24 protein-coding genes are annotated in these 24,046 nt (G+C 67.4%); 4 read left to right on the top strand and 20 right to left on the bottom strand.

The features are described from left to right. Window positions 1-6 precede the first annotated feature (6 nt). From QTH97_RS05480 to QTH97_RS05465, 4 genes are all read right to left on the bottom strand, one after another. Window positions 7-2,055: an alpha-1,4-glucan--maltose-1-phosphate maltosyltransferase gene (locus QTH97_RS05480; protein ID WP_286567035.1), complete on the bottom strand. Its 2,049-nt coding sequence runs from the start codon at window positions 2,053-2,055 to the stop codon at window positions 7-9. Next, window positions 2,048-3,934: a 1,4-alpha-glucan branching protein GlgB gene (gene glgB, locus QTH97_RS05475; RefSeq protein WP_286567034.1), complete on the bottom strand. Its 1,887-nt coding sequence runs from the start codon at window positions 3,932-3,934 to the stop codon at window positions 2,048-2,050. The genes QTH97_RS05480 and glgB overlap by 8 nt, the downstream gene beginning before the upstream one ends. A gap of 110 nt (window positions 3,935-4,044) precedes the next feature. Next, complete coding sequence (locus tag QTH97_RS05470; protein ID WP_286567033.1) at window positions 4,045-5,232, bottom strand: amylo-alpha-1,6-glucosidase; 1,188 nt, start codon at window positions 5,230-5,232, stop codon at window positions 4,045-4,047. Between the two features lie 16 nt (window positions 5,233-5,248). Next, window positions 5,249-6,877, bottom strand: a complete 1,629-nt coding sequence (locus QTH97_RS05465; protein ID WP_286567032.1) for an N-acyl-D-amino-acid deacylase family protein — start codon at window positions 6,875-6,877, stop codon at window positions 5,249-5,251. A gap of 157 nt (window positions 6,878-7,034) precedes the next feature. Between QTH97_RS05465 and QTH97_RS05460 the strand changes: the two genes are divergently transcribed. Further along, a complete protein-coding gene (locus QTH97_RS05460; RefSeq protein ID WP_286567031.1) occupies window positions 7,035-7,676 on the top strand; it encodes a LysE family translocator in 642 nt (213 codons plus the stop codon). A gap of 13 nt (window positions 7,677-7,689) precedes the next feature. On the opposite strand, the gene QTH97_RS05455 is transcribed toward QTH97_RS05460, so the two are convergent. Then, the gene (locus QTH97_RS05455) at window positions 7,690-8,121 is read right to left on the bottom strand and encodes a GFA family protein (RefSeq protein WP_286567030.1); all 432 of its coding nucleotides are present in this window, start codon (window positions 8,119-8,121) and stop codon (window positions 7,690-7,692) included. Window positions 8,122-8,246: 125 nt separating this feature from the next. Between QTH97_RS05455 and QTH97_RS05450 the strand changes: the two genes are divergently transcribed. Beyond that, window positions 8,247-8,903, top strand: a complete 657-nt coding sequence (locus QTH97_RS05450; RefSeq protein ID WP_286567029.1) for a hypothetical protein — start codon at window positions 8,247-8,249, stop codon at window positions 8,901-8,903. Window positions 8,904-8,915: 12 nt separating this feature from the next. On the opposite strand, the gene QTH97_RS05445 is transcribed toward QTH97_RS05450, so the two are convergent. After that, window positions 8,916-9,302, bottom strand: a complete 387-nt coding sequence (locus QTH97_RS05445) for a DUF4345 domain-containing protein (RefSeq protein ID WP_286567028.1) — start codon at window positions 9,300-9,302, stop codon at window positions 8,916-8,918. A gap of 290 nt (window positions 9,303-9,592) precedes the next feature. On the opposite strand from QTH97_RS05445, the gene QTH97_RS05440 reads away from it, so the two are divergent. Continuing rightward, the gene (locus tag QTH97_RS05440; protein WP_286567027.1) at window positions 9,593-10,819 is read left to right on the top strand and encodes an IS110 family RNA-guided transposase; all 1,227 of its coding nucleotides are present in this window, start codon (window positions 9,593-9,595) and stop codon (window positions 10,817-10,819) included. 6 nt (window positions 10,820-10,825) lie between these two features. Here QTH97_RS05440 and QTH97_RS05435 read toward each other — a convergent pair whose 3' ends face one another. Beyond that, the gene (locus QTH97_RS05435) at window positions 10,826-11,416 is read right to left on the bottom strand and encodes an NADPH-dependent FMN reductase (protein ID WP_286567026.1); all 591 of its coding nucleotides are present in this window, start codon (window positions 11,414-11,416) and stop codon (window positions 10,826-10,828) included. 241 nt (window positions 11,417-11,657) lie between these two features. Here QTH97_RS05435 and QTH97_RS05430 point away from each other — a divergent pair, with 241 nt between their 5' ends. Continuing rightward, on the top strand, window positions 11,658-12,467 hold the full coding sequence (locus QTH97_RS05430) for a hypothetical protein (protein ID WP_286567025.1): 810 nt from the start codon (window positions 11,658-11,660) through the stop codon (window positions 12,465-12,467). A gap of 3 nt (window positions 12,468-12,470) precedes the next feature. Here the strand turns inward: QTH97_RS05430 and fliR are convergent, their stop codons facing one another. The 13 genes from fliR to fliF all read right to left on the bottom strand — a co-directional run bounded on the left by fliR (window position 12,471) and on the right by fliF (window position 23,849). Beyond that, window positions 12,471-13,265, bottom strand: a complete 795-nt coding sequence (gene fliR / locus QTH97_RS05425) for a flagellar biosynthetic protein FliR (RefSeq protein ID WP_286567024.1) — start codon at window positions 13,263-13,265, stop codon at window positions 12,471-12,473. Next, entirely contained in the window at window positions 13,265-13,534 is a 270-nt protein-coding gene (gene fliQ, locus QTH97_RS05420; protein WP_286567023.1) for a flagellar biosynthesis protein FliQ, read from the bottom strand. Before fliQ ends, fliR begins: the two co-directional genes overlap by 1 nt. A gap of 141 nt (window positions 13,535-13,675) precedes the next feature. Continuing rightward, window positions 13,676-14,434, bottom strand: coding sequence for a flagellar type III secretion system pore protein FliP (gene fliP, locus QTH97_RS05415; protein ID WP_506555384.1), 759 nt, complete (start codon window positions 14,432-14,434; stop codon window positions 13,676-13,678). Beyond that, window positions 14,431-14,880, bottom strand: coding sequence for a flagellar biosynthetic protein FliO (gene fliO, locus QTH97_RS05410; RefSeq protein WP_286567022.1), 450 nt, complete (start codon window positions 14,878-14,880; stop codon window positions 14,431-14,433). The genes fliP and fliO overlap by 4 nt, the downstream gene beginning before the upstream one ends. Window positions 14,881-15,009: 129 nt before the next feature. Then, entirely contained in the window at window positions 15,010-15,441 is a 432-nt protein-coding gene (gene fliN, locus QTH97_RS05405) for a flagellar motor switch protein FliN (protein WP_286567021.1), read from the bottom strand. Further along, a complete protein-coding gene (gene fliM, locus QTH97_RS05400) occupies window positions 15,434-16,435 on the bottom strand; it encodes a flagellar motor switch protein FliM (RefSeq protein ID WP_286567020.1) in 1,002 nt (333 codons plus the stop codon). Before fliM ends, fliN begins: the two co-directional genes overlap by 8 nt. A 21-nt stretch (window positions 16,436-16,456) precedes the next feature. Beyond that, window positions 16,457-16,963: a flagellar basal body-associated protein FliL gene (fliL, locus tag QTH97_RS05395; protein WP_286567019.1), complete on the bottom strand. Its 507-nt coding sequence runs from the start codon at window positions 16,961-16,963 to the stop codon at window positions 16,457-16,459. A gap of 140 nt (window positions 16,964-17,103) precedes the next feature. Continuing rightward, a complete protein-coding gene (locus QTH97_RS05390; RefSeq protein WP_286567018.1) occupies window positions 17,104-18,447 on the bottom strand; it encodes a flagellar hook-length control protein FliK in 1,344 nt (447 codons plus the stop codon). A 15-nt stretch (window positions 18,448-18,462) separates the two neighbouring features. Then, window positions 18,463-18,918 carry a flagellar export protein FliJ gene (gene fliJ / locus QTH97_RS05385; protein WP_286567017.1) on the bottom strand — a complete coding sequence of 152 codons (456 nt, stop codon included), beginning with the start codon at window positions 18,916-18,918 and terminating at the stop codon, window positions 18,463-18,465. Window positions 18,919-18,923: 5 nt separating this feature from the next. Continuing rightward, window positions 18,924-20,345, bottom strand: coding sequence for a flagellar protein export ATPase FliI (gene fliI, locus QTH97_RS05380; protein WP_286567016.1), 1,422 nt, complete (start codon window positions 20,343-20,345; stop codon window positions 18,924-18,926). Window positions 20,346-20,349: 4 nt separating this feature from the next. After that, window positions 20,350-21,135 (bottom strand): flagellar assembly protein FliH, encoded by a 786-nt coding sequence (gene fliH / locus QTH97_RS05375; RefSeq protein WP_286567015.1) that lies wholly within the window; start codon window positions 21,133-21,135, stop codon window positions 20,350-20,352. Then, window positions 21,122-22,120 (bottom strand): flagellar motor switch protein FliG, encoded by a 999-nt coding sequence (gene fliG, locus QTH97_RS05370; protein WP_286567014.1) that lies wholly within the window; start codon window positions 22,118-22,120, stop codon window positions 21,122-21,124. Before fliG ends, fliH begins: the two co-directional genes overlap by 14 nt. Next, window positions 22,110-23,849, bottom strand: coding sequence for a flagellar basal-body MS-ring/collar protein FliF (fliF, locus tag QTH97_RS05365; RefSeq protein ID WP_286567013.1), 1,740 nt, complete (start codon window positions 23,847-23,849; stop codon window positions 22,110-22,112). Before fliF ends, fliG begins: the two co-directional genes overlap by 11 nt. Window positions 23,850-24,046: the final 197 nt, after the last annotated feature.

Genomic DNA, 24,046 nt, shown 5'->3' with positions numbered 1-24,046 from the left:
ACGGCCCTATGCGTAGTAGTCGAAGTCCCGCTCGTCGCGCACGCGCCGGCGCACGGCCATGACGTGGGCAGGCAGGCGGTGCGGATCGAGTTCGATGTAGTGATGGCTGCCGCGCCACATGAAGCGCTGGTCGCTCAGCAGGTCATGCATCTGGAAGGGGCGGTCCGCCGGCACGCCGATCTCGGACGGGTCGAGGTGCAGCCATCCGATCTGGGTGTGGTGCGGATCGAGGTTGACCACCGTGACCACCGCCCGGTCGCCGTCGGGCGACAGCTTCATGTAGGCGATGAGTTGCTCGTTGTCGATGTGCAGGAACTTCAGCGTGTGGTCGGAGTGCAGCGCATCGTTGGAGCGGCGGATGTGGTTGACGCGCGCAATGAAGGGGCGCAGGCCCTGCTCGGCGCTCCAGTCCCAGTGGCGAAGCTGGTATTTCTCGGAATCGAGATACTCCTCGCTCGAAGGTCCGCGCGGCTTGTGCTCCATCAGGTCGAAGGCGGGCCCGTACATGCCGTAGCTCGCCGAAAGCGTGGCCGCGAGCACCAGGCGCGCCTTGTAGACAGGCTCCTCGCCGGTCTGCAGCGCGGCGTGCAGGATGTCGGGCGTGTTGGGCCAGACATTCGGCCGGAAGTACTCCTTGCCGGGGCCCTGCGAGAGTTCCGTGAAGTACTCGGTCAGCTCTTCCTTGGTGTTGCGCCAGGTGAAGTACGTGTACGACTGCGAGTAGCCGAGCTTGGCCAGCCGGTGCATCACCTTGGGCCGCGTGAAGGCTTCCGCCAGGAAGATGACCTCCGGATGCGCCCGCTTCACCTCGGTGATGGCCCATTCCCAGAAGGCGAAGGACTTGGTGTGCGGGTTGTCGACACGGAAGACGGTGATGCCTTCGCCGATCCAGTGGTCCAGCACCGACTTGAGCTCGGCCCAGAGCGCTTGCCAGTCCGTGCTCTCGAAGTTGAAAGGGTAGATGTCCTGATACTTCTTGGGCGGGTTCTCCGCGTACTGCACCGTGTTGTCCGGGCGCCATCGGAACCACTCTGGATGCGCCTTCACATAGGGATGGTCCGGAGCGCACTGGAAGGCAATGTCCATGGCGATGTCGATGCCGAGCTGCGCGGCCGTGCGCACAAGGTGCCGAAAGTCCTCCGGCGTGCCCAGCTCCGGCAGGATGTCCTTGTGCCCGCCCTCGGCCGCGCCGATGGCCCACGGGCTGCCAACGTCGCCGGGCTCGGTGACAAGCGCGTTGTTGCGGCCCTTGCGCTGGAGCCGGCCGATCGGATGGATCGGAGGGAAGTACAGCACGTCGAAGCCCATCGCCGCGACCAGCGGCAGCCGCTTCTCGACGTCGCGGAAGGTGCCGTGCTCTCCCGGCGTGTCGCCGGCCGAACGCGGGAACAGCTCGTACCAGGTGCTGAATCGCGCGCGTTCACGGTCCGCCACCAGGGGAAGCTCCGTGGCGAAGTGCGATTCGAGCCGCCGGTCGGGATGCCGGGCCGCCGTTTCGGCATAGGCTTCGTCGAGCGCCAGTGCCTTGAGGTCGGTCGCGTCCATGGCGGCATCGGCTGCACCTTCTTCGAGCGCGCGTGCCCATCCTGAGAGCGCATCGCTGTCTTCACCGCTCGCCCGTTCGGCGGCCGCCTTGATTTCCTGTGCACCGGTGCGAGCGGCGAGGCGGATGTCGTCCGCATCGACGCGGCGGATCAGTTCGTGGCGCCACGATTCGAAGGTGTCGACCCATGCGGAGACGGTGTAGACGTACCGTCCCGGCACCGGCGGCGTGAACTCGGCGTGCCATTCGTCGTTGTAGCGCAGCTTCATGGGCTGTTCGTGACGACGCTCGCTGCCGTCCTTCCACCAATGGAGCATCACTCGCGGAACATCGTGCCCGTCGGTGAAGACGTGCGCCGTGATGCGCACGGCCTCGCCCGCCACGCGCTTGACTGCGAAGCGTCCGCCGTCCACCACCGGCAGCACCGCATCCACGACGGCGCGACTGCGGCCATCCGGCGCCGGGGCGGCGGGTTCAGGCGTGGCGGTCCTGGAGAAAAGCCGGCTAAGCATCGCCGGCCTTCAGGAAGAGCGTGGACAGCGGCGGCAGCGTCAGGCAGACCGAATGGCGCTGCCCGTGCGAGCGCATCGGCGCGGCCTCGACGGCGCCCAGGTTGCCCCAGCCCGATCCGCCGAAGGTGGCGGCGTCGCTGTTGAGGAGCTCGTGCCACGTTCCGCCTTGGGGCACGCCGACGCAGTAGTTCTGCCGGGGCACCGGCGTCATGTTGCTGACGACCAGCACGGCGTCTCCGGCACGCGAGCGCCGCAGGAATGCCACCACGCTTTGCTCGTGGTCGTTGGGTTCGAGCCATTGGAAGCCGTCGGCGGAGAAATCGAGCTCGTGCAGGGCCGGTTCGGCGCGGTAGAGGCGGTTGAGTTCGCCGACAAGATGCTGTACGCCCCGGTTCTCGTGCGATTCGAGGGCGGCCCAGTCGAGCTGGCCTTCGTGCGTCCACTCGGCACGCTGCGCGAACTCCCCACCCATGAAGAGGAGCTTCTTGCCCGGATGCGCCCACATGTAGGTCAGCAGCGAGCGCAGGTTGGCAAACTGCTGCCACGCGTCGCCCGGCATCTTGTTGATCAGCGAGCCCTTGCCGTAGACCACTTCGTCATGCGAGAGCGGCAGCACGAAGTTCTCGGTGAAGGCGTAGACCATCGAGAAGGTCAGCCGGTGATGGTGATAGCGCCGGTGCACCGGGTCCTCGTGCATGTAGGCAAGGGTGTCGTGCATCCAGCCCATGTTCCATTTCATGCCGAAGCCCAGGCCGCCCATGTTCGTCGGGCGCGAGACCTGGGGCCAGGCGGTCGATTCTTCGGCCACCGTGAAAGCGTCCGGATGCTCGCGGTATACGGCGCGATTGAGTTCCTGCAGGAAGGCGACCGCATCGAGGTTCTCGCGGCCGCCGTGCTGGTTGGGTATCCATTCGCCGCCCTGGCGCGCGTAGTCGAGGTAGAGCATCGATGCCACTGCATCCACGCGCAGGCCGTCCACGTGATAGCGGTCGAGCCAGAAGAGACCGGAGGAGATCAGGAAGCTGCGGACCTCGTCGCGGCCGTAGTTGAAGATGGCCGAATTCCATTCAGGGTGATAGCCCTGCCTCGGATCGGCATGCTCGTAGAGCTGCGTTCCGTCGAAGGACGCGAGACCGTGGGCATCGGTCGGGAAATGCGAGGGCACCCAGTCGAGCAGCACGCCGATGCCCCGCTGGTGCAGGTGGTCGACGAAGTACATGAAGTCCTGCGGCGTGCCGTAGCGCGCGGTCGGGGCGAAGTAGCCGGTCGTCTGGTAGCCCCAGGAGCCATAGAACGGGTGCTCGGTGATGGGCATGAGCTCCACGTGCGTGAATCCCACGGACACCGCATAGTCGGCGAGCGCATGGGCCAGCGCGCGATAGTCCAGCGGTTGGCCGTTCTCGCGGCGCCACGAGCCGGGATGCACTTCGTAGATGGACATCGCGGCGTCGAGGCTGTTTCGCGGCGCTCGGGTCTGCATCCATGCGTCGTCGCCCCAGGTGTAGTCGAGCGCCCAGAGCCGGGAGGCGTTCGCCGGTGGCGTTTCGGAGTAGAACGCGAGCGGATCGGCCTTTTCGAGCACCTGCCCGCCCTGGGACACGATCCTGAACTTGTAGGCCTGCCCATGCCGCGCGTCCTGGCAGCGGCCTTCCCACACGCCGGTCGAATCGGAGCGGGGTACGAGCGAATCCGCATAGCCGTCCCAGGCGTTCCACTCGCCGATGACGGACACCGAACGTGCATTGGGGGCCCACACCGCAAATGAAGCGCCTTCGCCGTCGGGGGCGATGCGCCCTCCCAGCGTGTCATAGAGGCGTGAATGCGTTCCCTCGCGAAAGAGATAGGCATCGGTGTCGTCGAACGGGGAGACTGAACTCACGGTGGCTGTCCTTGCGAGGCAAGCCGCCTTTTTAGGCCCGCGCCCCTCCTTGCGCAAGGGCCAAGCGCCCGTCCAGGTGTCGGACAGTGACTGACGCCGGACCGGAAGCGTCAGGCCCGCGCGCTTGACGCGTCTTCGAGCGCGCGCCGTGCCAGCAGGAAAGTCGCCGCGTTCCAGCTTTGGCCCGCCATCCCCATCGGCGCCAGCGTGCGGCCGTGAAACCACTCCGTGAAACGCCAATGGCCCCATTCGTTGGCTTGCGCCAACCGGGCGAGTTCGGTCCAGGCCCGTGCGTGCAGGCCTACCTGCGCGAGCGCCATCACCCAGTAGCCGCCGACGAAGGGCCAGATGCCGCCGTTGTGATACTGGTGGACGATGTTCTGCTGGTGGCGCGCCATGTAGGGCCGCCACAGCAGGTGCTGCCGCGTCAGCGGATGCAGGATCACCCGCACGGGGTACGGGTCGGAGGCATTCGCCGCAGCGATGGTCTTGACGATGCGGCGCGCGGTGGCTGAATCGGCCAGCCCGCTCCGGATCGCCAGGATGTTGCCGAACACATCGCCCTCGTCGCCGACCACGGAGAGGTTCACGAAGCTCAGGTACAGGCCCGGATCGCGCCGGCCGCGCCGCGCGTAGTGGCGCAGCAGCCGCGCGCGGTGGTATTCGGGCAGGTCGCGCTGGAAAGGGTTGAACAGATGGTTGAAGTGGTGCTGCGTCGCGTCGGCGTGTTCCAGCGCGAATCGCCGCTTCACCTCATACCAGAGGGCGTTCGTGTAGAGCACGTAGCCAGAGCGCGGCATGATGTCCGCCCAGTCGCTGGCCTCGTTCTGCTGCAGCAGCCGGAAGTGCTGGTGCTCCTGCGCCAGCAGCCAGGCGATGGCGCGGTCGACTCCGTCGCTCCAGTGCGTGGGGCCGACGCTGCCGTGGCGGCGCAGGTGATCGACCGCGATCAGCCACCACAGGGTGGCATCGATGCAGCCCAGGTACCAGAAATCGGCATCGTGGCCTTCCGGATCGACGTATTTGGGGATCTGCCCGTTGCGCGCCTGCTGTGCGGCGAGCGCGTCGATGCTCGCCACGGCGCCTTGCTCCAGCGCCGGCACGCCGCTGCCGCACATCGCCATCACGCAGATCGCGGCATCGCGTCCGAAGACGCGCGTGTAGCGCCGCGCCACGGCCGCCTCGGTACGGCTCGCGGCCAGGATGCCGTGCGGCGTGAGATTGCGCTCCAGGAGTTCGAGCGAAGCCTGGGCGCAGGTGTCGATCAGCGCGAGCTGGGTGGCATCGAGGTTCTTCATGGCCTCCAGTGTCGCGCTATCGGGCCGGGCAGCTTCCCGCCTTGGGCGTACGCAGCAGCGGGCGGCCGGCGGCGATGCCGGTCGGCTTGCCACCGTCGACGGCCACCTCGCCGTTGACCAGCACCGTCACCACGCCTTCGGACAGCAGCGCAGGCTGCGTGTAGGTGGCCTTGGCGGCATAACGCGCCGGGTCGAAGGCGACGATGTCGGCGTAGTAGCCGGGGCGCAGGTGGCCGCGCTTCGCGAGTCCCAGCGTGTCGGCCGTCAGCGAGGTGCTGCTGCGGATGAACTGCGCCAGGCCGATGACGTGCTCCTTGGCGACGTACTGGTCGTACTTGCGCGCGAAAGTGCCGTAGGCGCGGGGATGGCCTTCCGACGAATCTGACGAGGTCATGACCCAGGGCCGCTTCATGAAGGCGCGGATGTCGTCGTCGCTCTGGTTGAAGGAGGCGATCAGCAGGTCCGTCTCCTTCAGCACCGCGATGGCGGCGTCGACCGGATCGGCCTTGGTGGAGTCGGCCACCTGGGAGAGCGTCTTGCCGACGTACTTGGTGCTGCCCGCGGAGAACAGGATGGCATCGGGGCCGCCACGCAGGCGCAGGTTCTCGCGGATGCCTGCGCGCAGGCGGTCCTGCGCCGCAGGGTCGTCGATGTGCTTCAGGAGCGCTGCGCGTCCTCCGTCGAGCGCCCACGGCGGAATCAGCGCAGCCGAGAAGCGCGTGCTCGATGCGGTCCACGGGTACTGGTCTGCCGTGATGTCGAGCCCGCGCGAGCGCTCCGCCTCGATGCGCCGGATGATGTCGCCGCTCTGGCCCTGCACGTCGACCCCGAGCGCCTTGATGTGGGCCACGTGCACCGGCAGCCGGGCCTCGTGCCCGATGCGGATCACTTCGTCGATGGAGCCCTTGAGCCCGATGTTGTACATGGACTCGTCGCGGATGTGGCTGTCGTAGAGGCCGCCGTGCTTCGCGGCTACCTTGGCGAGTTCGATCACTTCCTCCGTCTTCGCGAAGTTCTGCGGGTTGTAGAAGAGACCGGTCGACAAGCCCAGCGCCCCTTCGCACATGGCCTGGGCGACGTGCTTCCTCATGGCCTCCATCTGGGCGGGCGTCGGAGCGCGATTGGCCTCGCCCAACTGGTCGATGCGCACCGGGCCGAAGCCCACGTACATCGCGGCATTGGTGCCGACGCCGGAACTGCGCAGCCGCTCGGCCTGCGCCGCGATGTCGAAGCCGCCGAAGCCGTCGTTGCCGATGACGGCTGTCGTCACGCCCTGGGTCAGGAAGGGGGCGTTGAGCCGCTTCTTCGCATCGGCGGTGAAGAGATCGCGGTCCGCATGCGTGTGCGCGTCGATGAAGCCCGGCGCCACGACCAGCCCGGTGGCGTCGATGGTGCGGCGCGCACTGAAGCGGCCGGCCTCCGGCCTGCCGACAAACACGATGCGGTCGCCCGCGATGCCCACGTCGCCGGTCACCGGCTCGTCGTCGTCGCCCGTGTAGATCGTGCCGCCACGGAGGATCAGGTCGAGCTGCAGCGGCGCGTCCGCCGCATGCAGCGCCGGGGTGGTGCAGGCCAGGGCCGACACGATCGCGGCGACGGCACGTCGAAGAGAAAAAAGGGCGGACGGAACACGGGAAATGGGCATGGGACGAAGAACGGATGGCACCGGAGGATCGCCGGCGGCAGCAGTCTAGAAGCAGTGCGCCGCCAATGTCCCATGGCAATTGCGCCAATGGTCATAACGGCAATGCATGGGTGAGGGGCCTGCGCGATACTTGCGAGTTCCGAGGACTGGAGTTCCCATGCTTCCCGATACACCCCTGCTTCTTGCATTCATCGGCGCGAGCCTGGTGCTGGCGCTCACGCCCGGCCCTGCCGTCGTCTACATCGTTGCTCGTACCCTGTCGCAGGGTCGCGCCTGCGGGCTGGCCTCCGTGCTGGGCGTGGCGCTCGGCAACCTCGCCAATGCCGTGGGTGCGGCGCTCGGGCTGGCGGCCCTGTTCGCCGTTTCGTCCGCTGCCTTCACGGTGGTGAAGTGGGCGGGTGCCGCCTACCTCGTGTACCTCGGCATCCGGATGTGGCGTGCCACGCCGGCCGTCGCGGCCGCGACGCCGGAAACCCCGCCGGCGCAGCCGCTGCGCCGCGTGTTCCGCGACGGCTTCCTGGTGGCGATGCTCAATCCGAAGACGAGCCTGTTCTTCGCATCCTTCCTGCCGCAGTTCATGGACTCGCACGCCAGCCCGCTGGTGCAGACCCTGGCGCTGGGCGGCGTCTTCATCGGCATCGCCGCCTGCACGGACCTCATCTACGTGCTGACCGCGAGCCTCATCGGCCCGCGCCTGGGCGGTGCGACGCGGCACGCCGTCTGGGGCAACCGGCTGGCGGGTACCTCGTTCATCGGCCTGGGCGTGCTCACGGCCATGGGTTCGCGGCCGACGCGTTGAGGTCCGCGCGGGGTCAGCGGCCTGCCGCAACGAACTGCACATCTGCAATCCAGTTGCGTTGCCTGCGGGCGAGCCGCAATTCGGTGCTCTCGCCGCCGAACGAGACGGGGACCGCACGGAGCAGTGACGGCGCCACGTTGGTGAAGGTATTCACATTCACCACTGCGTAGACATGCCCGTCGACCGTGCTGGTCACCAGCGGCACGACGCCGCATCGCGAACAGACGTGGAATTGCGCGGTGTGCGTGCCGAAGGAATACAGGGACACGTGAGATTCGTCGTCGACCCTGACGCTCAGCGCGCCGGCGGGATGGGAAGTCCAGACGCCGCCATGCTTGCTGCAGAATGAGCAGTCGCAGGCCCGCGCCGGGATCTCGGTGGGCTCCGGCTCCCAGTTGAGGTTGAAGGAAATGTTGCCGCAATGGCAACCGCCTTGGACGACCATGGCATCTCCTGTTGTTTTCTCCACAGCCCGACATCGTGAGGCGCTTTGCGGCCCGGAAAATCCTAGGCGGGTAACAAATCGTGTGATCAAATCGCGGCCCAGTTGCGATCAACGAGGAGCGATCAATGCGCAGAGTCGTGAGTGCCACTTTCGTGGCCGCGCTGGTCTGCGGCTGTGCCACAGCGCCGACATCGACCGAACCCGGCAAAGGCGAGGGCGCCGCGTACGTTCCGATGGTGGACATGGAAGGCGTTTCGCCGACCACCTACGCGCTGGATCTCGATGCCTGCCGGGAGGCCGCCCAGAAAATCCGGATCATGCGCACGGGGCCCACCAACACGGATGTCCTGGACGCCGTCGCGGTGGGCGTGGCAGTCGTCTTCCCGATGGGTGTCCTGGCCGCCGCGGCGATCGGCGGCATCGCCGCCGTGGTGACCGAGAGCCCGAACGGCGTGCCCGCAGACCCCAAGATGCAACAGACCGCCCTGGTCAACTGCATGGCTCGAAGGGGCTACAAGAACCTCGATCCGAATGTGACGGTGACCTACATGGCTTCGGCCAAGGCCGCCCCGCTGTCGCCGGCCCGCAAGACTGGCCAGGACACTTACGTCGCCGAGAACTTTGCGAAGGCGCACAACTGCGGCGTCGCGCCCAGAGCCGTGCTGGAGGACAAGGGGCCCGGCTTCGAGCGGTACAGCGTGGCATGCGCCGACGGGCGTTCCATGGCGCTGCGTTGCGAGTTTGGCAACTGCACGCAGCAGGCCGTCGCGTCGGGCAACTGAGCCGGCCGGGCTTCAGCCGCGTGCGTGGTGCGCGATGGCGATGACGAAGGGAAGCACCAGCTCCGGAGTGAGGTAGGCGATCCAGACGCCTTTGGGCTGGGGCAAGCCGACCTTGGACATGGAAACGAGCCGCCCGAAGCCCCCCAGAAGAATGCCCAGTGCGATCAGGTAGACCAGATCGCCCTGCTGGCGAATGGTCACCGCGGCCCAGGCGCAGATGACGCCCATCGAGAAGTAGATGCCGGCCATGAAGCGGTGCACGTTGTCCAGGCGCGGGCTGGTGTCGGGTTGCCCGAGGACCATCTGGACCGTGCCGCCGAAGAGCGCGATGGCGGCTGCCAGGAAGAGACAGACCCGCACGACGAGCTGGCTGGCGAGGAGCGGTGCGTCAGGCGTCATGGTTTCTCCTCGTGCGCGTCGAGTCAGTAGTTCGCCATCGGTCGGGCCCGACCCCGGGGCATGAAGCGCGGGACGTGGCTGGCGACAGATGGCGGGCGGTTGTAGGATGAATTCGGGCGCTGCTGACGAGGTCGGCTTCCCCTTGGTGCGACAAGCCCGTTCAGTAGTTGGACCCGCAGTCCTGCGAGCACCCCGGAATGTGGCAGAGGGCGGCGACGCCCCGAAGCACGCTTAGTAGAGTTCGATGACGAGGACTGCCTGCGGTGCCCATCCACTGCCAGGAGGTTCTCATGCAAGTGCTTTACCCGCGCTGTGCGGGCCTGGATGTGCACAAGGACACGATCGTGGCCTGCGTGCGTTGCGTCTCGCCGCCCATGCATCAGGAGGTGCGCAGTTTCGGCACCACAACCACCCAGCTGCTCGAATTGGCAGATTGGCTGGCCGAGCACGACTGCACCCACGTGGCAATGGAGGCCACCGGCGTGTACTGGAAGCCGGTGTGGCACGTGCTGGAGGCCGAGTTCGAGCTGGTGCTGGCCAACGCGGCGCACATTCGCAACGTGCCTGGGCGCAAGACCGACGTCAACGACGCGATGTGGATTGCTGATCTGCTCGCGCACGGCCTCATCCGCTCCAGCTTCGTGCCGCCGCAGGCCATCCAGCAACTGCGCGACCTCACCCGCACGCGCAAGCAACTCGTGCGGGAGGTCTCCCAGCACTCGCTGCGCATCCAGAAGGTGCTCGAGGACGCCAACCTCAAGCTCGGCAGTGTCCTGTCGGATGTGCTGGGGAAGAGCGGGCGAGCCATGCTCGACGCCATCGTCGCCGGCCAGAGCGATCCGGCGCTGCTGGCCGCGCTGGCCCAGGGCACGGCGCGCAACAAGAGCGCCGAGTTGCGCGAGGCGCTGCGCGGACGCATCACTGAGCACCATCGCACGATGCTGCGGCTGCACCTGCAGGTGATCGATGCCTTGCAGCGCACATTGGCCGAACTGGATGCGGCCGTGGGAAAAGCGCTGGCGCCGATCCGGCAGCGCGCCCGCCTGCTCGCGACGATGCCGGGGATCTCTGATCTGACGGCCAGCGTCGTGGTGGCGGAGATCGGCGTGGACATGTCGCGCTTCCCGACTGCCGGCCATCTGATCTCCTGGGCCGGCCTGTGTCCGCGCAGCGACGAGAGTGCCGGCAAGCGCCGCTCCAGCCGCGTGCGCAAGAGCGGCATCTGGATCAAGACCACCCTCGTGACCGCCGCTTGGGCCGCGGTGCGCGTCAAGACCAGCTACCTGCGAGCGCAGTTCTTGCGCATCAAGGCACGCCGCGGAGCCAAGAAAGCCATCCTCGCTGTGGCCGCCTCGATGCTCACCGCCGCCTACCACATGCTTCGTGACGGCACCGAGTACAACGACCTCGGCGCCGACCACTTCGACCGCCAGGATCGATCCAAGACCATCCACCGCCTCATCAAGCGGCTTCAAGACCTGGGCTGTGATGTTCCTGTGCTGCCTCATGCGGGGTAGCGCTTCTTAGTAGGGAGGCGCCTTGCGCGCCCGCTGCTCCCGCGCGGCCTCGGTCCACCAGGCCAGGTCATCCGCGAAGCGCCCGAAGGACCGATCCAGCGCCTCGCCGGCGCCGCCGGTGGGCTTGGCGTTGGCGTCCAGCGTCTGGGAGATCGGGCCGACCGCGAGCGTGCTCGAGACGACCACCATTCCCATCTCGGACAGGATCGAATGCCAGATCGTGCCCGAGCGAACGCCTGAGAAGCGGCCCGCGGAGTAGCTGGCGACCGCAGCCGGGCGCCAGAACCACTCCTCGAGGAAATGGTCCGTCAGGTTCTTCAGGCCCGGTTGCGGCCCCCAGTTGTATTCGCCCGTCACGAAGACGAACGCATCCGCGCCGCGAATCTTGCCCGCCAGCGTTTCCATGGCGGCCGGCGCCGTGCCTCGCGGGTACTCCTTGTACATGCGGTCGAGCATGGGCAGGTCGACATCCTTGGCGTCGATCAGTTCCGCATCGGCGCCCCGGGCCCGGAGGCCGGCGACCACGTAGTCGGCGAGACGCACGCCCATGCGGTCGGAGCGATAGGAACCGTAGAAAACCAGGATCTTGTCGGCCATGTCGTTCGTGCCCTTTCGGACGCCGATGATCGCCGCAATTGGTCATCAAGTGTCAATTGCGTGGATCGTATGATGGCGCCGCTTCTCAATTGCGACCCAATGAGGAGCTTTCAATTGCCAATCTAAAACCAATAAGGTCCATTGCTGTCACATGAATCTCAAAAACTCCTGGCATCCATTCCTGGTGCCGTCCAATCCCCTCGCGTCCACTTCCGCTGAACGCCTTCTTCCGGATGCTGTCATGACGGTCATTCCGGATCCCACCGATTCTTCCAACCTGGGTTACAACACGATCGAGTTTGCATACGACAAGGTTGCGCAAGCCGTCATCGAGACGCCGCAACGGATGACTGGGAAAGGTCCGGTCCTGAGTTACGCGGGTGACATCACTTCGGACGTGCTGTCGACGGTGTTCAAGGACGTGGGAATCGTGGGAGACCACTTCCTGATGAAGGGTGGCCAAGCCGCCGATCTCGTCGAGAACGTGGTTGAAGGATCCGCCGGCATCCTCGTGAACATTGCTTCCGATCCCCATGACCTGGTTCAGATCTGGGACAACGACGGAAAGGTGCAGACAGCCGGTGGACCGGACGACGTGCAGGACGTCTTGAGCAATGTCTACAGCTACGCCGTCAACAACCTCGAAGGCCACCTGCATCACGACATCGATCTGTTCGCAAGCCCTGTGGACTTGGCTGTCGATCTTCTTCGCTCGACGGAGAGAGCCACTGGCACGTCACTGCCGGGCGTGGATCTTCTCGACAACGCGATCGACGCTGCGGTGACAAAGCTCCAGGGTGAGATCGTCGAGCCGGTGTTCGACAAGCTCGGCGCCGCGGGGAACCGGGTCGGGCTGAACTTCAACTCCAACGGCACGATGGAACACAAGGACCATGTCGGCGAGGGGGATATCCGCGGCGACTTCTCGCTTCACCAGGTTCGGGGCGCGGACGGCAATCATCGCCCCGACGGCCATGTCGACTCGGGCATTCATTCCGGAATGCCGTCGATTTCCGCGTTCGAGTACCTGAACTATTCCCACCACGTGTAGAGATCAACGCCGCAATGCCTGGGTGAACTGGATCATGGACTCGAACCCCGCCGCAAAGCGCGGTTCGAGGAAAGCGCCCAGGTGCGGCATCAGCAACTGCAGCATCCAGATGCCCGCCAGCAGCGTCAGCGGAAAACCGACCGCGAAGATGCTGAACTGCGGGGAGGCGCGGTTGAGGATGCCCATCGCGAGGTTGAGGGTGAGCAGCGCGGTCACCAGCGGCAGCGACAGCATCAGCCCGCTCGCAAAGATCTGGGACGCGCCGGCCACGAGGAACATCCAGCCCTGCCCGGACAGCGGCGCGTCGGCGATGGGCAAGGTGTGAAAGCTCTCCGCCAGCGTCGCGATCAGCATCAGGTGGCCATCGACGGCCACGAAGATCAGCATCGCCAGCATGTTCAGCAGCCGCGCGACCACCATCGTGGCGCCGCCGTTCATGGGGTCGAAGAAGGACGCGAACGAGAGGCCCATCTGCAGGCCGATGTATTCGCCGGCCGCCAGCACGGCGGTGAACACCATGCGCATGGTGAAACCCATGGCCGCGCCGATGAGCACCTGCTGCACGATGATCCACACCCCTCCGGCCGAGACCACCGGCACCGCTGGCATCGGCCCCAGCGTGGGCCCGAGCACCAGCGCGAGCATCGCCGCGACCGCCACCTTGATGCGCCGCGGCACCCACGATTCGCTGAAGATCGGAGCGGTGCTCACCAGCGCCAGCATGCGGATGAAGGGCCACAGGAACATCACCGTCCACGCGGTGAGCTGGGCCGAAGTGACGGAGAAGACCGGAGGCATCAGCCCACGAGCTGAGGGATGCTCATGAAGAGCGCGCGGATGTAGTCCAGCATCTGCCCGAGCATCCAGGGGCCGGCGATGACGAGCGTGGCGAACACCGCCAGCAGCTTCGGGATGAACGAGAGCGTGGCTTCGTTGATCTGCGTCGCGGCCTGGAAGATGCTGATGACCAGGCCGACGACGAGCGCCACCAGCAGCAGGGGCGCGGCGAGCACCAGCGACACCTGGATCGCCTGGTTGCCCATCGACATGATGGTTTCGGGTGTCATGTCATTTCTCCTTCGCGTACCGCAAAAGACGCCCATCGCCTCTTCGTGAAACGCCGCGGAACCGGCTTGGCCGGGCCGCTGGCGTTGCCCCCTCGAGGGGGGTGGCGAAGCGACACGCAGTGCGCGGAGCCTGGGGGTGGTTCATTGATAGAAGCTCTGGGCCAGGGCGCCGATCAGCAACTGCCAACCATCGGCCAGCACGAACAGCATCAGCTTGAAGGGCAGCGCGATACCGGCGGGCGGCACCATCATCATCCCCATCGACATCAGCACGCTCGCGACCACCAGGTCGATGATCAGGAACGGAATGAAGATGGTGAAGCCGATCTGGAAGGCTGTCTTGAGCTCGCTGATCACGAAGGAGGGCAGCAGGATGCGCAAGGGCACGTCTTCCGGCCCTTGCATCTCGGGCACCTTCGCGAGCTTGGCGAACAGGGCCAGGTCGTTTTCGCGGGTCTGGCGGAGCATGAAGGTCTTGAAGGGTTCGATGCCGCGCTCCAGCGCCTTGTCCGTGCCGATCTTGTTCTCGGAGAAGGGCTTGTAGGCCTCGTTGTAGACCTTGTCGAAGACCGGCGACATCACGAAGAAGGTCAGGAAGAGCGACAGGCCCACGAGGATCTGGTTGGGCGGCGAGGACTGGGTGCCGATGGCGGTGCGCAGCAGGCCCAGCACGATCAGGATGCGGGTGAAGCTCGTCATGCACAGCAGCAGCGCCGGCAGGAAGGACATCGAGGTCAGCAGCACCAGCGTCTGCACGCTGAGCGACCAGGTCTGGCTGCCGCCGGGGCCGGGGGTGCTGATCAGGCCGGGCAGGCCCTGGGTCCATGCGGCCATCGGCAGCGTGGCCGCGAGCAGCACCATGCCGCCCTGAAGGCTTCGACGAAAGGCGCTGCGCATCATGGGGCCGGGCGGGGCTTGCCGGTAAGGGATTCGCACAGCTTCTGCGCGAACAGGTCGATGGGCTTGAACGCCTGCGCGTCCTGGCCGGCAGACGCGCTGCCGGGCACGGCCTGCGCCGGCAGGGTGTGCAAGGTGTTGATCTGGCTGGGGGTGACGCCGAGCACGAGCCAGGTGGCGCCGACTTCGACCACGACCACGCGCTCGCGCTGGCCGACGCTGGAGCTCGACACGACCTTCACCACATGGCCGCCGCCGAAGCGCTGCAGGCCGAAGCGGCGCGCGAGCCAGGCGCAGAGAAAGATCAGTCCGAGCACTACTGCCATGCCGAGGCCGGCCTGCATCAGGCCCGACGCACCGACCACCGGCGATGCCGATGCCGATGCCTCGACGCCATGCGATGGCACCGTGGGCAGCGCCGCATGCACCGGCAGCGCCGCAAGCGTCATCGCCGCCGCCAGCAGGCGCGCGCCGAAGCCCGGAAATCCCGCGGAACGGGCTCCGCCTGGCCGCCGGGATTGCCCCCTGGAAGGGGGTGTCCGAGCCACACGAAGTGGGCGAGGCTGGAGGTGCTTCATCTACTTCGCGAGCTTCTGCATCCGCTCGGAGGGCGTGATGATGTCCGTCAGGCGAATGCCGTACTTGTCGTTGACCACCACCACTTCGCCCTGCGCGATCAGGTAGCCGTTGATCAGCACGTCCAGCGGCTGGCCAGCCAGCCCGTCGAGTTCCACCACCGAGCCTTGCGAGAGCTGCAGCAGGTTCTTGATGGTGATGCGCGTGCGGCCGATCTCGGCCGTGAGCTGCACCGGCACGTCCATCACCCGCGCGATGTCCACGGGCGAGACGTTGACGGCGCTGGAGGCCGTCTCCTGGATCTGCTGGAAGACCTGCGCGGTCGCTGGCGCCGGTGCGGGCTCGGGTGCAGGCGCGGAGGCCGCGGCGGTCTGCTCGGCCAGGGCGCTGGCCCAGTCGTCCGCGTCGCTGGCCGAAGAGGTGTTGTCAGTCATGGTCGTTCTTCGAGTCGCTGTCTTGGTGAGTGATCATGTGTTGCACGCGCAGTGCGTAGCGGTCGTTCGACGTGCCGTAGCCGCACTCCATCACCGGCACGCCGTCGACCCTGGCGGTGACGCTGGACGGCAGTTCGATGGGCAGCACGTCGCCTACCTGAAGCTGGAGGATCTCGCCGATGGTCGATGACATGGTGACGAAGTCCGCCGTGAGTTCGACGTCGGCCGCCTGCATCTGCCGGGACATCTGCCTGACCCAGCGCTTGTCGACCTCGACCTCGTCCTGGATCGGGTTGGACAGCAGGTCGCGGATCGGCTCGATCATCGAGTAGGGGATGCACACGTGCAGGAAGCCGCCGATGGGGCCGAACTCGATCTGGAGGGTGGTGTTGATCACCACCTCGTTGGGCGCGACGATGTTGGCCAGCTTGCCGTGCATCTCGGCGCGCACGTAGTCGAAGTCCAGCGGGTACACCGGCTGCCAGGCATCGCCATAGCACTGCAGCGAGATGTCCAGCAGGCGCTTGATGATGCGCTGCTCGGTCCGCGTGAAGTCGCGGCCTTCCACTCGCACGTGGTAGCGGCCGTCGCTGCCGAAGAGGTTGTCCACCACGAGGAACACCAGCTTCGGGTCGAACACGAACAGGGCGGTGCCGCGCAGCGGCTTCATGTGCAGCATGTTGATGTTCGCCGGCACGGGCAGGTGCCGGACGAATTCGCCGTACTGCTGGATCTGCACCGACCCGACCGTGATGTCGGGGCTGCGGCGCATGAAGTTCAGCAGCGCGCCGCGCAGGCCGCGCGCAAAGCGGTCGTTGATGACCTCCAGCGTGTGCATGCGGCTGCGCACCACGCGGTCGGGCGCGCCGAGGTCGTAGGCCGGGAGGCCGTCGGCCGGCGCCGCGGGCTTGGCGGTCTGGTCGACGCTGCCGCCCGTCACGCCGTTCAGCAGCGCATCGACCTCGTCCTGCGAGAGGACCTGTTCATAGGCCATGGGTTGCCTGCCTGCTTGCGGTCACTGCACCACGAAGGTGTTGAAGGAGACGCTGGCGATGCCCTGCGAAGGCAGGTTGTCGGCCAGGGGGCGGTTCAGCTCGGTGCGGATCTCCTCGGCCAGCTTGCTCTTGTCCTCGGTGGACACCAGGGACTCGGGCAGGCGGTTCGACAGCAACAGCAGCACCCGGCTGCGCAGCTCGGGCATGAATTCGACGATCTGCGCCTTGGCCGGTTCGTCGCGCACTTTCAGCGACATGCCGATGTGCAGGAACTTGCCGCGGCCTTCGCCCTGGAGGTTGACGGTCAGCGGCTCCAGCGTGACGAAGATCGGCTTCTCCGGCACCACGGGCTTGGCGGCCTCCGTGGTGGTGTGCGCGGCCTTGGGGCCGATCACGAAGACGTAGCCCACCGCGGCTGCAGCGATGAGGCTGACGCCGACCAGGAGGCCGATGAGCAGCTTCGAGGAGCGGGGGGCGGGAGCAGTGGCGCCGTTGGCGACATTGGCGACAGGAGGTGAGGAAGCCATGGTGTAGCTGGATTTCTTGTTCGGTCTATTCTTTGCGAACTGCCTCGCCAGCGAAGCGCTGATCAAGCGGGGAAAAGCGCTTCAGATCGGCCATTGCCGCGTGATCGAGGTCGCTGCGGGCGGTTGCGCGTCGGCTTCGTTCAGGCGAAGGTGTCCAGGCCCGCCGTCGAGTGGCGCAGGGGCGCCGAGGGGGCGGAAGTGCTCGCCGGCGCCGTTGCGTTGCCGCTGCGGCCGGCGCCCGGGTAATCTGGCTGGTTCGGCGAGCGCGATGGGTTCTGCTGCGCGAAGGCAGCGTCCTGTCCGAAGGGCTGGCGCGTCTCGGCGCCGACCGAGGTCTGGCCCAGGCTGATGCCCTGTTCGGCGAGCGTCGTGCGCAACTGCGGCAATGCGGCCTCGACTGCCTTGCGCACGCCTTCATGGGCCGACACGAACATCGCCTGCGCCTGGCTATCGCCCATCGTCAGCGTCACCTTGAGCGGGCCGAGGCCGGCGGGGTTGAGGTTCAGCTCGGCGACCTGATGGCCGCTGGCGCTCATGCGGATCATCTGTTGGCCGATCGCGGGTCCCCATTCGTCACTGCCCACGGGCGGGGCGACGGACAGGACAGGCGTGCTGCCCGACGGCGTGCCGGCACGTTCGGCCAGGGGAGCCGCCGATTGAAGCTGGGGCAAGGGCTGAGGGCTGGATTCGGAGGATGTGTCGAAGGAACTGCCGGCCGCATCCGCGGCTGCGGCCACCTTGATGCTGTCGGCCGCTTGCAATGGTGGTGCCGGCTGCGCCTTGTCCGCCGCTGCCGATACCTTGGCCTTGTCGGCGGTTGCCGTCGCGACGATGGCCGGGTCGGCGGGTGCGGCGGGCGTCGTGGCCGTGCCGACACCAGGGCGTGCGGCCGTTGAGGCCGCAGCGCTGCCAGTGGCGGCGTCTGCCGGCGCGGATTGCGCGAGCGCATCCTTGAACGACGGGTCGGCGGCCGACTCCGGCGTGGCTGCCGGCTTCCCGTCTTTGGCATCGCCCTGGGCAGCGGCAACCGCGCCGGTCGCCTGCTCCGCGGCGGCTTCGGTCGAGGTCGCCGCAAGGGCTGCGCCATCGCCGTCCAACGCGGCGGGCGTGGCTTCCGGCGCCGTGCCGTCCGCCACGGTCCCGACGGCCTTCGCGCCTCGCGAGGCGAGGGCGGCGCCGGCCTTGGCATCGACGGCAATCGGTGCGATGTGCGCCGGCAACGGTGCCAGCAGCGCCATCACGTCCTCGGCCGTCAACTGGCTCTTCTTCTCGGCGGCGCGCGCCAGCTTGCGGCTCGCGACGGAGGCGGAGGGGTCGGTGTCGGCAGAGGCTTCTTGAGCACCCGCGTTGCTTGCGGCCCGCGAGCGGTCGAGCACCGCGCCGAAGCTGCGGCCCTCGGCCTGCTCGGCGCCGCGGCCGCGCGGGCCGGTGGAAGACACCGAGGTGCCGGGAACGTTGACCGAAGTCGAGATCAGGGTAGGCATGGGCGATCCAGTGCTTCAAAGGGTCGGGTTGGCGGCGCGGTCGAAGAATTTCCGGGCCGCTCGTTCGTCGCTGTCGCGCTGGTCGCGCTTGGCCTGCGCCAGCATTTCCTGGCGGCGCACCCGTTCGGCGAGCGTGTCGAAGGAATTGAGGCGGCGCTTGTGGTGCTGCCAGTCGGCGCGCCCGTGGTCCAGCCGGGAAGCGGCCTGGGCGACGATGGCGCGTTGCTGCTCGATGGCGCCATCGAGCGTGCCGAGGAAGGCCTGGTAGTTTCGCCACTTGGCGGTCGGCAGGCCGGTATTCATCAGCGCGTGCAGCTGGTCGTAGTAGTCCTGGCGGTACTGCAGCAGCAGGTCCAGCTTCTGGCTCGAACTGAGCTGCGCGCTTTGCAGCGCGCCCAGCCGCCGTGCGGCATCGTCGGTCTGCGTGCGTGCGAGATCGGTCAGCGTGTCGAGAGGGAGTTTCTGTGCCATGGCGGTCAGTGAGGTTCGAAGAGCTTGCTCATGCGGGAGATCGATGCGGCGTAGTCGGTGCGCTCTTCCATCGACTGCTGCAGGAAAGCCTCGATCCGCGGATACATCGCGATCGCCTGGTCGAGCTGCAGGTCGTGCCCGGGCGCATAGGCGCCGACGCTGATCAGGTCGCGGTTGCGCTGGTAGCGCGACAGCATCTGCTTGAAGCGGCGCACGGTGTCGAACTGCGTGGGCGGGATCAGCGCGGTCATTGCGCGGCTGATGGACGCCTCGATGTCGATCGCCGGGTAGTGCCCCGCTTCCGCCAGGGTGCGCGACAGCACGACGTGGCCGTCCAGGATGGCGCGTGCCGAGTCGGCAATGGGGTCCTGCTGGTCGTCGCCTTCGGAGAGCACGGTGTAGAAGGCGGTGATGGAGCCGCCCCGGCCCTCGGCATCGCGCGCGCCGTTGCCGGCGCGTTCCACCAATGCAGGCAGTTTCGCGAACACCGACGGTGGATAGCCCTTGGTGGCCGGCGGCTCGCCCACGGCCAGCGCGATCTCGCGCTGGGCCATGGCATAGCGCGTCAGCGAATCCATGATGAGCAGGACGTCCCTGCCCTGGTCGCGGAAGTATTCGGCCAGGCAGGTCGCATAGGCCGCACCCTGCAGCCGCAGCAGCGGCGAGTTGTCGGCCGGCGCGGCGACGACGACCGAGCGCGCCAGCCCTTCCTCGCCCAGCGTGTTCTCGATGAAGTCCTTCACCTCGCGACCGCGCTCGCCGATCAGGCCCACCACGATCACCTCGGCGCTGGTGTAGCGCGCCATCATCCCCAGCAGCACGCTCTTGCCCACGCCGGAGCCCGCGAAAAGGCCCATGCGCTGCCCGCGCCCGACCGTGAGCATCGCGTTGACGGCCCGCACGCCCACGTCGAGGACCGAATCGATCGGCGCACGCGAGAGCGGATTCATCGGCGGTGAGGACAGCGGCACCTTGCGGCTGATGTCGAGCGGGCCGAGCCCGTCGAGCGGTCGGCCGGCCGCATCGACCACGCGCCCGAGCATCCCTTCACCGACCGGCAGCCGCTTGGTGTGGCCGTCGCCAGCCAGGGTTGAGCCCGTGGTGCCCGGCCGTGGAATGACGCGCGCGCCGGGCAGCAGGCCGGCGACTTCGCTTTGAGGCATCAGGAAAAGGCGGTCGCCGGCGAAGCCCACGACTTCGGCTTCGGCGTAGCGTTGCGGATGGCCGGCGGGCAGCTCGATCAGGCAGTCGCTGCCGACCGGCATCTGCAGGCCGACGGCTTCGAGCACGAGGCCGACGGCGCGCGTCAGGCGGCCCGACTGGGTGGTCATCACGCAGCGGCTCACGTCGCTGCGGGCCTGTGCCAGCGTGGTGAGCCACGATTGCAGGTGGGGATTCGGGGTGGCGGTGGGCGTGTCGACGGGCATTGGCTCAGACCCCCTGCGTGTCGGCGTCGCGGTGCAGCGCCGCGGTCACGCTTTTCCAGCGCGTCTCCAGGCTGGCGTCCATTTCGCCGCTGGCTGATTGAACGCGGCAGCCACCCCGGGCGATGGCCTCGTCGGCGCGCACCTGCCAGCCGGCCGTCTGCAGCTCGTTGCCGAGGCTGCTCCTGACCAGCGCCACGTCGTCCGGATGAAGCAGCAGGCGGGGTTCGCCCTGAAGCGCGGGCTCGGTGTGGAGCAAGTCCTGCACGAGCGGCAGCACCCATTCGGGCTCGGCGCGCAAGGTGCGGTGGACGACCTGCCTTGCGACATCCAGCGCGAGCGTGAGGATGGCGTCGGCCAGTTCGGCTTCGGCACGGCGCAGTGCGGCCGGCAGGCTCGCGGACAGCGCCTTGAGCTGTTCGGCGTGCGCGCTCGCGGCAGCGAGGCCCGCGGCCAGGCCCTCGGCGCGGCCTGCCGCGACACCTTCCTCATGGCCCATGGCGCGACCCTCGGCGCGGCCTTCGGCTTCGCCGGCAGTGCGTGCTTCGCGGCGCAGCCGCGCAAGCTCGGCGGCATGCGCCAGGGCGGGCGAGGGCGGCGCCTCGGTGGGCACCGCGAGCTTGCGCTGTGCGGGCGCCTGGGGCTCGTTCAGTGTGTCCATCTCCCAGCGTTGCCAGGCGGACAGCACCGGCTTGGCCGGTTTGGCGGACGCGACCGGCACCGCTGCAGGGGCGTAGGCCGAAGCCAGGCGCGAGCGCGCGCCGGAGGGGGAGGGGTACTTAGACAAAGTCATCGGTGCCCGGCGCCGCAATCACGATTTCGCCGGCCTCGGCCAGGCGGCGTGCGACCTGCAGGATGGCCTTCTGCTCGGTCTCGACCTGAGACACGCGCACCGGCCCGCTGAGCTCCATGTCCTCGCGCAGCGTTTCGGCAGCGCGTTGCGACATGTTGTTGAGGAACTTGTCGCGCAGCTCCTGCGGCGCGCCCTTGAGCGCGATGATGAGCGAATCGGACTCGATGTCCTTGAGCAGGCGCTGGATGCTCCGGTCCTCCAGGCTCAGCAGGTTCTCGAACACGAACATCTCGTCGACGATGCGCTGCGCCAGGGCCTCGTCCACCGCCCGCACATGGGCGATGGCTTCTTCTTCCTGCGTGCTGCTCATCAGGTTGACGATTTCCGCCGCCGTCCTCACGCCGCCGAGGCGGCTGCGCTTCAGGCCCTGGCCCGAGAGCATCTCGGTGAGCACGTCGGTCAACTCGTTCAGCGCCGACGGTTGCACGCCGCCGAAGGTGGCGACGCGCATGATCACGTCGTGGCGCAGGCGCGTCGGCAGCTTCTCGAGCACTTCCGAAGCCTTCAGGCGATCCAGGTGGATGAGCACCGTCGCGAGGATCTGCGGATGCTCGTCGCGGATGAGTTCCGCCACCTCGCCGGCCTCGAGCTGGTTGAGGCGCTCGATGCCGCTGTGCGGCTCGTCGGCCTGCAGGATGTCCTCCAGCAGATTGCTGGCGCGGTCGTCGCCGAGCGCCTTCTTCAGCACCGCACGGATGTAGCTGCTGGAGCCGAGGTGCAGCGCGGAGAACTGCTCGGTTTCCTGTCGGAACTCGGCGAGCACCGAGGCGAGTTCATCCTTGGAGACCGAGGACAGTTTCGCCATCGCGAGGCCGAGGGTCTGCACTTCGGCGGTCGGCAGGAGGTGCAGCGCGGCGGCTGCACGGTCCTCGCCCAGTGCCATCAGCAGGATGGCGCTCTTGCGGGTTCCGAGTTCACTGATCATTGGCGTTCATCCAGTGTTGAATCAGCATGGCGACCAGCTTGGGATCCTGGTCCGCGAGGTGATGGGCGTATTCCATGTCGGCCTTCTGGCGGAGGGCTTCGCGCTGGCGCAGGGCTTCCTCCGGCGAGATCTTGGGCTCCTCTTCCTTCGCGGGCTCGCCGGTGGCTTCCTGCGGCGCGGCTTCCACGACCGGTGCGGGCGGCGGTGCCAGGTGCTTGCGCAGCAGGGGCCGCAGCACCGCGAACCAGGCGAAGAGGGCGAGGAAGGCGATCAGCAGGTACTGGCCGATCGTCTTGCCGAGCTCGATGTTCTCGCGGTCGCGCCAGAACGGGACTTCGGCTGCCGGAGCTTCGCGGTCTGCGGCGAAGGCGCTGTTCACGACGTTGAGCGAGTCGCCGCGGTCCTGGCTGTAGCCCATGGCTTCCTTGGCCAGGTTCCGGATCTGTTCGATCTCGACCGGCGTCAGCGCGCGCGTGGCGGTCTTGCCGGCGCCGTCGGCGGCGTCCTTGTAGTTCACGACGACCGCGACCGAAAGCCGCTTGATCGCGCCTGCGCCTTGCTGCACGTGGCGGATCGAGCGGTCGAGCTCGTAGTTGGTCGTCACGTCCTTGCGCGAGCTGCCGGGGCCGGTCGGGGCGGAGGTGCTGACGGTCGAGCCGGCGGTGCTCGCGTTGGCGGCGCCGTTGGTGGCCGCTCCCGGGGTGCCCGGCGCGGCCGGGGGCTTGGGCGCGGTGATCGGTGCGGTCGGGTTGACCGGCGGCTGGTTCGTCAGCGCGCCCGGCACGCCGCCGGGCGGCAGGCCGCCGTGCTGGCTCGATTCGCTCGATTGCTGGCTGCGCATCGCGGCCTGCCCGGGCGTCTGGTTGGGGCGGTACTTCTCGTCGGTGTGCTCGACCACCGAGAAGTCGATGTCCGCCGCGACCTGTGCCCGCACGTTGTTCGCGCCCAGGATGGGCTGCAGGATGGTCTCGATGCGGCGGATGTAGCCCTGCTCGATCTCCTGCACATACTTGAGCTGGCTCACGTCCAGCCCGCGCGCGCCGCTGTTGGCGGCCGAGAGCAGGTTGCCGCGCTGGTCGACCACCGTCACGCTCTTGGGGTCCAGCTCCGGCACGCTGCTGGAGATCATGTGGACGATGGCGCTGACCTGGCCTTCGTCGATGCTGCGGCCGCGCGCCAGCGTCAGCACCACCGATGCGGACGGCTTCTTTTGCTCGCGCACGAACAGCGACGGCTTGGGCAGCGCCAGGTGCACCCGCGCCGCTTCGACCGTGCCGATGGATTCGATCGAGCGCGCGAGTTCGCCTTCGAGCGCGCGCTGGTAGTTGACCTGCTCGGCGAATTGGCTGGTGCCGAACTTCTGGTTGTCCATCAGCTCGAAGCCCACGCCGCCGGCCTTGGGCAAGCCCTGCGCCGCGAGCTTGAGTCGCACTTCGGGCACCTTGTCGCCCGCGATCAGGATCGCGCCGCCGCCGTCGGCGAACTTGTAGGGCACGTTCATCTGCTGGAGCGAAGCGATGATCGCGCCGCCGTCGCGGTCCGACACATTGGTGTAGAGCACCTTGTAGTCGGGGCCGCGGTTCCACAGCGAGAAGGCCGCAGCGGCGGCCACGAGGGTCGCCGCGCCGATGATCAGCGGCAGCTTTGGCTGCGCACGCAGCCTGTCGAGGAGCGGGGGGAGCGAAGGCGCAGCCGGCGGCGCGCCGTTCGCGGGCGCAGCAGAACTCATGCGCGAGCCCTCGCCATGGCCGGTGCGCGGGTGCGGCCCGTTGTCATGTGAAAGGAGGGAATTCGTTGTTCAGGGGTCATGCCGGAGGCCGTTGAAGTCGTCAGCGGGCTTGTCGTTTCGCGGTTGATTGTCAACAGCCGTCCCGAATTCGATGGGCCGAATAGCGGGGGGTTTTGCCGTCTGTTGGCGGCTTGAAT

The sequence above is a fragment of the Variovorax gracilis genome, from assembly GCF_030317115.1.
In the GTDB taxonomy this organism is placed as follows: Bacteria; Pseudomonadota; Gammaproteobacteria; order Burkholderiales; family Burkholderiaceae_C; genus Variovorax; species Variovorax gracilis.
This window is presented reverse-complemented; position numbering and strand designations above follow the sequence as displayed.